This window comes from Listeria immobilis, from assembly GCF_014322845.1.
Classification (GTDB): Bacteria; Bacillota; Bacilli; order Lactobacillales; family Listeriaceae; genus Listeria; species Listeria immobilis.
Genome location: NZ_JAASUA010000009.1, coordinates 55,954 through 68,579 on the forward strand (window position 1 = coordinate 55,954; position 12,626 = coordinate 68,579).

The following is a 12,626-nucleotide window of genomic DNA, read 5'->3' on the forward strand; positions in this document are numbered from 1 at the left end:
GGACAAGCAAAAAGCTTATTCGGTATTCGAATAAGCTTTTTGTCTTATTAAGGTAAAAAAGTTTCTCCCATCAAGTAAAAGTCCACTTCCCTAGCAGCTTCACGACCTTCTGCAATAGCTGTTACGACTAGACTTTGACCATGACGAGCATCACCACAAGCGAAGACACCTTCTTCATTTGTGCGATAGAATCCTTTCGCCGCATCAATAGTATGACGGTCTGTTTTATTTACGCCGAAATTGGTAAAAATATCTTCTGTTGTTCCAGCAAATCCGATGGCAATTAAAACCATATCTACTTCGAAAAATTTCTCACTACCTTCTACTGGTGTATATTTTCTAGTTTCTTTATCTTCCACTACTTCGACCGTATGAAGTCCAGTGAGATTGCCGTCTACATCTTTTTCGAATGCAGTTGTGTTAATCAAATACTCACGTGGGTCTTTTCCATAAACAGCCTCAGCTTCTTCGTGGGCATAGTCCATTTTAAAAACACGTGGGTATTGTGGCCATGGGTTTTCACCGGCACGTAATTCTGGTAATTTGTCTTGAATTCCAAATTGATAGATACTTTTTGCACCTTGTCTAAGGGCTGTTGCAACACAATCTGCTCCAGTATCTCCCCCACCAATGATGACAACATTTTTTCCTTTAGCTGAAAGGGTTTGGACACCGCCATTATCTAAGTTATCCCGCGTACTTTGCGTTAAATACGGTACTGCAAAATGAATTCCTTTAGCATCACGTCCAGCTAGAGGGATATCACGTGCATTGCCAGCGCCAGTTGCTAACACTACAGAATCATATTCACTGCGTAGCTCAGCAAAACTAATGTCACTTCCAGCTGCAACTCCAGTAATAAATTCAATTCCTTCTTCTGCCATCAAATTCACTCGGCGGGTTACTTGTTCTTTTTCCAGTTTCATCGTTGGAATGCCATACATTAACAAACCACCAACACGATCACTTTTTTCAAATACGGTGACACTATGTCCGGCTTGATTTAATTGATCGGCACAAGCTAAACCAGCTGGTCCTGAACCGATAACAGCAATTCTTTTACCTGTACGATGTTTTGGTGGGGATGGTTTAATCCAACCTTCTTCAAAACCACGATCAATAATTGCTTTTTCAATTGATTTAATTCCTACTGCTGGTTCAGAAATTGCGACGGTACAACCACCTTCACATGGTGCTGGACAAATCCGACCGGTAAATTCAGGGAAATTATTCGTTTTTAAGAGTAATTGTAATGCTTCATACCAATCGCCTCGATAAACAGCATCGTTCCATTCTGGGATTAAATTATGCAGTGGGCAGCCTGATACGCCATTTTTAATTTCCATACCAACGCTACAAAATGGTACACCGCAATCCATACATCTTGCCGCTTGCAAAGTTAAATCGGCTGCTGGCATTGGCAAACTATATTCATTCCAGTCACGCGTCCGATTTTTTGGATCTCGTCCTGGTGCTGGAATTCGATCATATTCGATAAATCCAGTTGCTTTTCCCATATTTCCACTCCTCTCTATTTCGCCATAACAGCCGTTAGTTTGCCATCTTTATGTTCATAGAAAGCTTGTAATTCTGCTTCATCATGCGTTTGACCAGCATGCTCCAATGTTTCAATCCGCGTTAGCATCATCTCATATTCATTTGGAATAACAAACAGGAAGTTCTCCTTTTCTGTTTCCCAGTTTTGAAGAATCATTTGAGCAAATTCACTTCCGGTCAAGCTAGCATGTTGTTCAATTAGCTGCTTTAATTTTGCTGCTTCTTTATTAGTAGAAACAGCACGACTATTTACTAGTTCATGATTAATTTTTGCTTGCGTGCTCTGCTTATTAGTTGTATAAATATAGGCACTTCCACCAGACATACCAGCTGCAAAGTTTTCGCCAATTTCTCCGAGAATAACTACTGCGCCTCCTGTCATATATTCACAACCATTGTCGCCAATACCTTCAACGACTGCTGTTGCACCACTATTTCTTACTGCAAACCGGGCTCCAGCACGACCATGCATATAAGCTTCTCCGCCAGTTGCACCATAAAGCGTTACATTTCCTACTATCGCTGAATCATGTGGGTTAATCGGTGTCTTTTTATTTGGACTTACGATTAGTTTACCGCCAGATAATCCTTTTCCGAAGTAATCATTTGCATCTCCGTGAATTCGGAGCGTCATTCCAAGTGGTGTATAGGCGCCGAAACTCTGACCAGCTGAACCAGTAAATTCAAGCGAGATTGTATCTTCTGGTAACCCTGCTGCTCCGTATTTCTTGCTTATAAATGAACCAGCAATTGTTCCAATGGCACGGTCGACATTACGTACATTAAAGGAACCCGTCACTTTTTCTGCATTTTCTAAAGCTGGCTTAATTAATGGGACAATTTCACGCATATCAAGTGTTTGCTCTATTTTATGATCTTGTTGTTTTGTACAATATTGGACTTGGTTTTTATAAAAATCATCACTATAAAGCATTTTCGAAAAATCGATGTATTTCGCTTTCCAATGAGCTTCTTTTTTCTCATGTGTTTTCAAAAATTCTTTATGGCCGATAACTTCTTTTAAACTTCTAAATCCAAGTTCCGCCATCATTTCGCGCATCTCTTCTACAATAAAATGAAAGAAATTTACCACATAATCTGCAGAACCATTAAATTTCTTGCGTAGTTCTGGGTTTTGAGTAGCCACACCGACTGGACAAGTATCCAAATGGCAAACACGCATCATCACGCAACCAAGTGTTACAAGTGGCGCCGTTGCAAAACCAAATTCTTCTGCTCCAAGCATTGCAGCAACTAATACATCTTTTCCAGTCATTAGTTTGCCATCTGTTTCTACAACTACTTTATTACGCAAACCATTTAGAAGTAGTGTTTGATGGGTTTCTGCTAATCCGATTTCCCATGGAACACCAGCATGGCGAATACTCGTTCTTGCTGCCGCCCCTGTTCCACCTTCATAACCACTAACAAGTATGACATCTGCATTACCTTTTGCTACACCAGCAGCAATCGTCCCAATACCAGTTTTCGAAACTAATTTCACGTTAATACGAGCGTTTTGATTGGCATTTTTCAAATCAAAAATTAGTTGTGATAGATCTTCAATGGAGTATATATCATGATGTGGAGGTGGTGAAATAAGTCCAACACCAGTCGTTGAACCACGTGTTTTGGAAATCCACGGATATACTTTTTTCCCTGGTAAATGTCCTCCTTCTCCTGGTTTTGCTCCTTGAGCCATCTTAATTTGCAATTCTTCTGCATTCACTAAATAATGACTTGTCACTCCAAAACGACCTGAAGCAATTTGCTTAATCGCACTTCTTCGCCAGTCGCCATTCGCATCTGGGGTAAAACGATTAGGATTTTCTCCACCTTCTCCACTATTACTTTTTCCACCAATTCGGTTCATCGCAATAGCAAGTGCCTCATGAGCTTCCTGACTAATTGATCCATAAGACATTGCGCCTGATTTAAATCGCTTAAAAATAGCCTCTGCTGGCTCTACCTCATCAAGTGGAATCGGTTTGCGATCACTTGTAAATGTTAATAATCCTCTTAAAAATGCATTATTTTGATTTTGCATTAAATCAGAATAAAGATTATAAGTTTCACGGTCATTTTCTCTTGTAGCTTGTTGCAACGAATGAATTGCAAGCGGATTATACGCATGGTATTCTCCGTTTGAGCGCCACTGGTATTCTCCACCAGTATTTAGAGTAAAACTTTGGTAGCCAATATCATGATATGCTTCTCTATGACGCAACCAGGCTTCCTGCGCAATAATAGAAAGTGGAATCCCGCCAATTTGAGAAGCTGTTCCTGGGAAGAAGCTAGCAATAACATCGTCTCCAATACCAATAGCTTCAAAAATCTGCGCACCACGATAACTTTGAACAGTTGAAATACCCATTTTGGACATGATTTTTAGAATTCCGTCCGTAATCGCTTCAATATAACGGCTCTCTGCTTCATCCAGAGAAAATCCTTTTAAGCGGTCTTCTTGTATCAAGCCAGCAAATGTATCAATCGCTAAACTAGGGAAAACTGCATCTGCTCCGTAACCAATTAAAAGCGCACATTGATGAACATCTCGCGCTTCTGAAGTTTTTACAATGATACTTACTTTAGTTCTTGTTCCAGATTTTACTAAATGATGATGTAATCCACTTACTGCTAAAAGTGAAGGAATACCAATAAAATCAGCATTTACACCGGCGTCATCAAGAACGATTAATTCTGTTCCTTCTGCAACTTTTTGGTCTGCCATCGCAAATAATTTCGCCAGCGTCTTATCTAAGTCATCTCTTTCTTCCGCTTGAAATAAAATTGGAAGTGTTACTGTTGGTTTGGCAAATTTTGTTTGAGATAGCAAAGCATTGAATTCCTTCCGAGATAAAATCGGCGTTTTCAAACGAATTCGCTTAGCATTTTTTGCCGTCGGATTTAAAATATTACCCTCATCCCCAAGCAGTGTCATAGCAGATGTTACCGTCTCTTCACGAATTCCATCAATTGGTGGATTTGTTACTTGCGCAAAAAGTTGTTTAAAATAGTTAAATAACACTTGTGGTCGCTGGCTTAAAACTGCAAGTGGCGCATCATACCCCATCGCGCCCATTGGATCTTTTTTCTCAGTAACCATTGGAATTAGTATTTTATTTAGTTCATCTTGGGTATAACCAAACGCCCGTTGTTTTTTAAAGCGTTCAGATTTTTCCATTGATTGATAGTCTAATTCTTCTTTTAGAAGGTCAGCAATTTCTGTCATTTCCTCATCTAGCCATTCACGATAAGGTTTCTCTGTTGTTAATTTATCTTTTAATTCTTTATCAGTAACGATTCTTCCCTCTTCTAAATCAATTAACAACATAGTTCCAGCTCCAACGGTTTCTTTGCGAATAATTTCACTCGGATCCACTGGTACTACACCGGTTTCTGAAGAATAAATGATTGTATGGTCTTTTGTTTCATAATAGCGAGCAGGTCGTAATCCATTTCTATCTAAAATCGTGCCAATTACTCGACCGTTAGTAAAAGAAATCGAAGTAGGTCCATCCCATGGCTCCATCAGAGTACTATGATATTCATAAAAAGCACGTTTTGGATCTGTCATATGCGGATTTTTATCCCATGGTTCGGGAATAAGCATCATAGCAGCATGAGGTAACGAGCGGCCAGATTGGATTAAAAACTCCAAAGCATTATCTAACGTCGCTGAATCACTACCACTTTCATCAATAACAGGTAGTAATTTAGCTAAATCCTTACCAAAAAGGGCCGAGTCTGCTCTTTTCTCTCGTGCTTTCATCCAATTAACATTGCCACGTTGCGTATTAATTTCTCCATTATGAATTAAATAACGATATGGATGCGCTCGTTCCCAACTAGGAAAAGTATTCGTTGAAAAACGTGAATGAACTAGCGCGAAAGCAGATAAATATGCTGCGTCTGCTAAATCTAAATAGTATTGATTAATTTGTTCTGGTAATAACATTCCTTTAAAAATAATTGTTCTTGTAGATAGACTAGGGACATAAAAAGTCTCTGTTATTTTTTCTGAAGTATTGGCAAATTTCTCGATTTGTTTTCTAAATAAATAAAGTGCTCGTTCAAAGCCGGCCTCGTCTAGTTTGGCATTTTTTTGAATAAATAATTGATAAATCGCTGGTTCTGTTTTTTGTGCACCAGCGCCAACTTTTGTTACATCTGTTGGCAATTTGCGCCATCCTAAAAAGAGCTGTCCTTCTGCGGCGATTAGTTTTTCTGCTTCCACCATAAGAAGTTCTCGCTCAGTTTTATTTTGTGGAAAATTAAACATTCCTACTGCATAATGATATTTTTCAGGCAATTCAATACCTAATTTAGTACATTCTCGTCGAAAGAAAGAATCAGAAATCTCAAGTAAAATACCAGCACCATCGCCTGTATCTCCACCAACTTCTCCACCACGATGTTTTAACTGGCAAAGCATGTGGATACCTTGCTCAACGATTTTATGAGAAGAAATCTTTTTAATATTAGCCACAAATCCAATTCCACAAGCATCATGCTCATTTTCCGGATTATAAAGACCGTGCTTTTTTGGTAAATTAGTTTGTTTCATTTTAGTTCCTCCTCTTCAAAAATGGAATCTTCCAGTATATATCACAGGAATTGTACAAATTGACTGACAATTCAATTCCGAATTAGTTTACCTTACATTTCTTGTAGTATCTATTTTATTCCTTTTCATTTATCGAAACAATATATATAATAGAATAAAACAATCTCATTTCGAGAACAATTGGAGGTCACGCATGGAACTTAGACAATTGAAATATTTTATGGAAGTAGCTCGAGTAGAGCATATGACAAAAGCAAGTGAGAATTTGCATGTAGCACAATCTGCCGTTAGTAGACAGATAACTAAATTAGAAGAAGAATTAGGCGTACCTTTATTTGACCGTATTGGAAGAAATATGCAACTAACAAGTGTTGGTCAGGACTTCTTAAATCAAGCTGCTATCGCTTTAAATGAACTACAAAAAGCGGAAGCACTCGTCACAGAATATACCGATCCAACTAAAGGAACCGTTCGTGTTGGTTTACCGAACTCACTTTCCACCAAAGTTTTGCCTTCTGTTATTTCTAGTTTTCGAGAAAAATATCCGCATATTACTTATCAATTCATGGAAGGAACAAACGAAGAACTTACTGATATGCTTGTTAGTGGCGTCTTAGATATTAGCTTCTTATCTCCTGTACCAGAATCCAGTGAACAACTCGAAGCTATTCGTTTCTTTGATGAAAAACTAAAATTAATCGTCCCTAAAACACATCCGCTTGCTGACAATTTTAATGTATCGCTCAAAGAACTAGCTAATGAAAAATTTGTGCTTTACCCTGAAGAGTTTGATTTATATAAAATAGTTACAAATACTGCCATTAAAAAGGGCTTTCAACCAGAAATTGCCTTCCAAAGTCGAGATTTTTATACAATTCAAGGTTTAGTTGGGGCTGGACTTGGCATTAGTATTTTACCAGAAATGATTTTAGATGGTGCTATTTTCAAAGAAACAAAAAGTATCGCCTTGCGTGATAAGGAATTGCGCCGCTCTGTGGGAATTATTACGACAAAAAAGCGGAACTTATCCCCTTCTGAGAATTTGTTCCGCTCGTTTATTATTTCCTTTTTTTCTAATTAGTCATTCATTGCAAATGCTTCTGGATACTGAATCGCACCTTGAAGATTTTCCAAACTACCATTATATAATTCTAATAACATATAATATTCAGCTGGCACATCAAATGGTGAAGGAATTCCAAATGCTTCTGAAGTTTTAAATCCAAATCGTGGATAATAATCAGCATGTCCTAATACCGCAATTGCAGGATATGCTTTTTCTCGTGATAGCCGAATTCCTTCTTCCATTAATTTAGAACCAATTCTCGCCCCTTGAAACTCTGGAAGAACAGCGAGTGGGGCTAAAGCTAGAATAAACCTATTCTTATTTTCTGTTTCTAAAGAGATTTCGCTAAACATAATGTATCCTATAAGTTGGCCATCTTCTGCTTCTGCTACAAGGGATAATCCTGGCTGATAAAATTCAGATTCTCGGATATGTTCAATTAAATCCGCTTCAACAGTCCCCTTAAAAGCTTGTTCATTCAGTTGGCGAATAGCTTGGTAGTCTTTTGGTTGTTCTGTTCGTATCATCATGTTTATTTAGTCACTCGTTTCGCAGCCATACTTTCTTCTAGTTGTTTTATTGCATTTAAAACAACGATAGGTGTCATTTCACCTGGCATCATATGAATCGTTTCATGTTCTTCTGTCGCCCGCTCGGACACAGCCATAAGTGTTTCTTCTGAAAGAGCAGCAAGACCCATATCGTATAAGCTAGCAGGTAAGCCAAGTTTTGTATAGAATGGTAATAATTGTTCGATTTCATCCCATCTATTTTCAATCACTAATTGGACTAAAATGCCATAAGCAACTTTATTTCCATGAAGTAAATGATGTGTCTCTGGAACCATTGTTAGCGCATCATGGATAGAGTGCGCTCCTGCACAACGACCATAATCATCACCAAAACCTCCAACCATTCCACCAACTAAAATATTTGTTTCGATAATCTTTATAAACGCTTCATTGAGTTCTTGTTTATCCATTGCTAAAAGAGCTTCTTCACTAAAATTCAGCAAATTATCATGGCACATTTTGGCAGCAAAGTGGGCAATTTCAATTTCAACTGATTTCATAGGAAGAGATTGAATAATCACATCTGCTTCATACCATTTTGCAAGTGTATCACCAATTCCTGCAACAAGTAATTCTTTTGGTGAATCAAGAATCATTTCCGGGTCGATTAAAAGTAATGCATTGCTACTTGCAAAAACATCATAACGAATCATCGCACCTTCTGAATCATACATAACGCTTAGAGGTGTGTATGCTGCGCAGGTGGATGCAAGTGTCGGTAAAATAATTACAGGTAATCGTAAAACGGCTGCAGCAGCTTTTGAAACATCTGCCACTTTTCCACCGCCGACAGCAATAATAGCATCCATCTTATTAGCTTTCATGATAGCTACTAGACGATCACGTTCCTCATAAGTAGAAGTCCCATTATAGGTTTCAAAAGTAGATGTAATAGCAGGTAGTTTAGGGAATTTCTTTTTGGCAACTTCCCAAGAAGCATTTCCACGAACAATTAATACATTTTCTAAGCCACGTCGTTCTAAGTGGTTTGGTAATGTATCCCATGCACCTACTTGACATAAATATTCTTGCGGAGCTCCGCGAACAATCAATTCTTTATTCAACAAAATTCATCCCTTCTGTCTGGCACGGTCGTCAATTCGGCTGCGACATTTATAATTCAAATTGTATAGGAACTTAAACTGGCTGTCAATCTAGCTATTGTTTTACAATTTCATCATCACCAAACCATTTTTTACTAATTTCTTGCATTTTTCCTTCGTCATATAAAGTTTTAAACGCATCATTTATTTTTGTTTGCAGTTTTTTGTCGCTTTTACGCATGCCTACTGCAAAATCGGTTGCATCGAATCCACCTGTGATGATATTATAATCGTCTTTATTTTTTTGTTTATCAATATAATAACGAGCATAGACTTCATCAATGATTAAACCATCAATACGTTTATTATTTAAATCAATAAAAGCAACATCAAAAGTATCGTATAATTCTGGTTCATTGTTTGCAATAATATCAGTTAGTACTTCTGGATTTTTAGCCATATCATCAATGGAACTAGCGCCATTTTGGGCACCTAGCGTTTTATCTTTCATATCACTAAATTTATTAATATTACTTGATTTAAGCGTTACTAAGACTTGTTCATTTTTCATATAAGGCTTACTAAAATCAACTTTTTTCTTTCTAGCATCTGTTACTGTATAGCCATTCCAAATTAAGTCAATTGATTCATTTTTTAATTCTGATTCTTTCATAGACCAATCAATAGGGGTAAATTTAACTTTAATACCATATTCATCAAAAACAGCTTTAGCTAAATCAATATCAAATCCAACTAACTTATCGTCTTTATCACGGAACCCCATTGGGACAAAGCTATCATCTAAACCGACTACCACTTCTTTATCTTTTTCGATTCTACTCCACTGGTCTTCTTTTGCCTCACTTTTCCCACAAGCTACAAGCGTTAATACAAAAATTGCCATTACTGCTACTAATAATCCTTTTTTCATTTAAATTGCCTCCTTTTTTAATGGTTCTACTTCTAACATTTGATCCGCTATTTTTTCAGCGAATGCATGATCATGCGTTACAATAATTTGTGTAATACCAACTTGTTTTAAACTTAAAATGAGTGATGCAACATGGTCACGTAAGTCTGGGTCTAAAGCTGAAGTTGGTTCATCAAATAACAAAACTTTTGGATTCATCGCAAGTGCCCGGGCAATAGCAACACGTTGTTTTTGACCGCCCGATAGTTGATATGGCATGCTATCTGCTTTATCTGCTAAATCAAGTAAACTAAGTAATCGTTCTGCTTCTTTTTTAGCCGCTTCTTTTTTTGTTTTTCGAGCTAGTGTAGGAGCTAAAATCAAATTATCCATCACACTTAAATGCGGAAATAGGTGAAACTCTTGAAAAACAACTCCAATAGTATTTTCGACATCCTTTTTAGACATCGGATCAACCACTTCCCCGTCAATCAAAATTTCTCCTGAATCCATTTTTTCGAGACCGCTAATGCAACGAAGCAAGGTTGTTTTCCCACCACCAGAAGGACCAACAATAGAGAGGATTTCTCCGTCTTTAAGTGAAAGATTAACATTATCTAAAATCGTTTTTTGTTCGAATTTTTTCGTTAAATTTTTAATTTCCAACATTTTTTTCACCTCATTTATAATAACTAAAACGTTTTTCCAATTGTTTGAATAGTAAAGTTAAAATAGCTGTTAGCGCTAAGTAAATCGCTGCAACTAACACTAGTGGTATTAAAGTGACATCTCTACTCATCGCAATTTTTCCTGCACGAAGTAAATCGCCAATGCCTAGAATATAAACTAATGAAGAGTCTTTAACTAGATTAATCACTTCATTTCCGATAGCAGGAAGTACACGTTTGACTACTTGCGGTAAGACAATTTTTCGAAGTGTTTGTCCATATGTAAGACCAAGAACTTTTGCACTCTCATATTGACCATTTTCGATTGATAAAAATCCACCACGAAAGATTTCTGCAAAATAAGCAGCATAATTTAGAATAAAAGCAATAAATACAGCATCCATTCGATCAAAAACAATTCCAATAATTGGTAAGCCATAATAAATAAAAATTAATTGTAAAAGTAAAGGGGTCCCTCGCATGATCCAAATATAAATATTTAAAATAAATTTAAGGGGGGCTATTTTACTGACATTGCCAATTGCTACAATAGCACCTAAGGGAATCGAGCAAACAAGGGTCACTGCAAAAACCAAAAGTGTTGTTTTCGCCCCATCAAGTAATGCTGGTAAAATTTCTGTTATATAGTCCATTTAAATTCGCTCCTTTTTAGCATAAAAAAATCTCGTCCGCTTGGCATAAAACTACCAAGAGGACGAGAATAATATTCACGTGGTTCCACCTCAATTTACTAATACTTCACAGTACCAGCCTCTGTTAGTGCTAGACTAACAAGCTATAACGGGCTTTCCCGAGTTCACCTACTACTCACTTTTCAGCAAACCAGCTCCTAGATGTGTTCGATAACGCTATCTTTATCCTTTCGCACCAACCAAGGACTCTCTTGTAAAAGAATTACGCTCTACTTGTTCTAATCAATGCTTTTACTTCTTCTTGCTAATACTCTACCACGATAAAGCGATAGAGTCAACTGTTTTACAAAAAATTTTAAAGAACTAATTAAATGCTTTTACAAAGAGTTAGCCATAAAGAGGCATTTTTACATTGATACATTCGCTGCTTCTATAAATTTTTTGATATTAAAAAGCACTTTTAACCTATTGAATCTGGTTTAAAGTGCTTCTATTATATAGCATTATTTTATTTACCTACTTACATGGTTTACAGCTTGAACTAGTCTTTCGCAATTAATAAATAGTCATCTTTTTGCTCAAAGTACAATTTCACTTCTGTTCCTTGTTCGCTTTTTGACTCAATACAAATTTCGTGACCTAATTTTTTAGCCATTTGTTTGGCAAGATACAACCCCATACCAGTGGCTTTCTTTTCTTGTCGACCAGTATTGCCTGTAAAGCCTTGCTCAAAAACCCGTGGTAAATCTTCTTCTTTAATTCCGCGACCATTGTCTTTTATATGCAGAACTTTTTTTCCACTAGCTTCTGTATCACACCAAATTTTTATTTCGCCACTTTCTGCTGTATATTTCAAAGCATTAGATATAACTTGATCGAGAATAAAACCAAGCCATTTACTATCTGTTCGCACATCCAGATCCACATTTTGTAAATCCAACTTCATTTTTTTCCCAATAAAAAGTTTGGAATGGCGCTTGACAGATTCGCGAACTACAACTCCAAGATTCTGCTCTTGGATAAAATAATCTTTGGAAAAAGTATCTAATCTTGAAAAATAAAGTGCTTGCATAACTAATTTATCAATCGTTGTTAATTCCTCATCAATTTGTTGAAAAATCGTTTTTGTATCATTTAAATCAGGATTATTAATTAGCATCTTACTTGCAACAACAGGAGTCTTCACTTCATGCACCCAGTATAAAATAAAATCATGATACTCTTGCTGTTTATCTTGTAATTTACTAATAGCTCGCAGTTCTTCTTGATGTTTTTTCGCCATCAATTGATTAAAAAAAGCTTGTTCACGAGTTCGCGGTTTTGGCAAAAGCTCAATAATATTTTCTTCCATTTCACCACTTACTAATTCTTCCATCTCGTGCCAATAACTATATTTAAAGAAATAGCCTAGCACAAGATAAGCAAGTAAAAAAACGAAGACAAAAATATATAAATAAATGAAATTTCCTAGTGTAAGTTTGCTGTTAGGGTCGATAGAAATTAGTACACCAACGAAAAACATTATGCTACAAAAAAACAATAAGAAAAATCGTTTATCCTTAATATAATTCCACCAATTCATATGGATTT

General features: G+C 36.8%; 9 protein-coding genes and 1 other annotated feature. Of the genes, 1 reads left to right on the forward strand and 8 read right to left on the reverse strand.

Going from position 1 to position 12,626, the window contains the following annotated elements; genetic code table 11:
* Positions 1-47 precede the first annotated feature (47 nt).
* Positions 48-1,517, reverse strand: a complete 1,470-nt coding sequence (locus HCJ45_RS11500; protein ID WP_187124895.1) for a glutamate synthase subunit beta — start codon at positions 1,515-1,517, stop codon at positions 48-50.
* A 14-nt stretch (positions 1,518-1,531) separates the two neighbouring features.
* The gene (gene gltB, locus HCJ45_RS11505; RefSeq protein WP_187124896.1) at positions 1,532-6,124 is read right to left on the reverse strand and encodes a glutamate synthase large subunit; all 4,593 of its coding nucleotides are present in this window, start codon (positions 6,122-6,124) and stop codon (positions 1,532-1,534) included.
* 193 nt (positions 6,125-6,317) lie between these two features.
* Between gltB and gltC the strand changes: the two genes are divergently transcribed.
* Positions 6,318-7,205: a glutamate biosynthesis transcriptional regulator GltC gene (gene gltC / locus HCJ45_RS11510; protein WP_185347221.1), complete on the forward strand. Its 888-nt coding sequence runs from the start codon at positions 6,318-6,320 to the stop codon at positions 7,203-7,205.
* Here gltC and HCJ45_RS11515 read toward each other — a convergent pair.
* The 6 genes from HCJ45_RS11515 to HCJ45_RS11540 form a co-directional block, all read right to left on the reverse strand.
* Positions 7,202-7,720 (reverse strand): GNAT family N-acetyltransferase, encoded by a 519-nt coding sequence (locus tag HCJ45_RS11515; protein ID WP_185381298.1) that lies wholly within the window; start codon positions 7,718-7,720, stop codon positions 7,202-7,204. The genes gltC and HCJ45_RS11515 overlap by 4 nt on opposite strands.
* Positions 7,721-7,722: 2 nt before the next feature.
* Entirely contained in the window at positions 7,723-8,829 is a 1,107-nt protein-coding gene (locus HCJ45_RS11520) for an iron-containing alcohol dehydrogenase family protein (protein WP_187124897.1), read from the reverse strand.
* A gap of 91 nt (positions 8,830-8,920) precedes the next feature.
* Positions 8,921-9,736: an amino acid ABC transporter substrate-binding protein gene (locus tag HCJ45_RS11525; protein ID WP_185381296.1), complete on the reverse strand. Its 816-nt coding sequence runs from the start codon at positions 9,734-9,736 to the stop codon at positions 8,921-8,923.
* Entirely contained in the window at positions 9,737-10,384 is a 648-nt protein-coding gene (locus tag HCJ45_RS11530) for an amino acid ABC transporter ATP-binding protein (protein ID WP_185347226.1), read from the reverse strand. It lies immediately after the preceding gene.
* A 10-nt stretch (positions 10,385-10,394) separates the two neighbouring features.
* Positions 10,395-11,036: an amino acid ABC transporter permease gene (locus HCJ45_RS11535; protein ID WP_185347228.1), complete on the reverse strand. Its 642-nt coding sequence runs from the start codon at positions 11,034-11,036 to the stop codon at positions 10,395-10,397.
* Between the two features lie 55 nt (positions 11,037-11,091).
* Positions 11,092-11,331 (reverse strand) — a binding site (T-box leader).
* A gap of 246 nt (positions 11,332-11,577) precedes the next feature.
* A complete protein-coding gene (locus HCJ45_RS11540; RefSeq protein ID WP_187124898.1) occupies positions 11,578-12,618 on the reverse strand; it encodes a sensor histidine kinase in 1,041 nt (346 codons plus the stop codon).
* Positions 12,619-12,626: the final 8 nt, after the last annotated feature.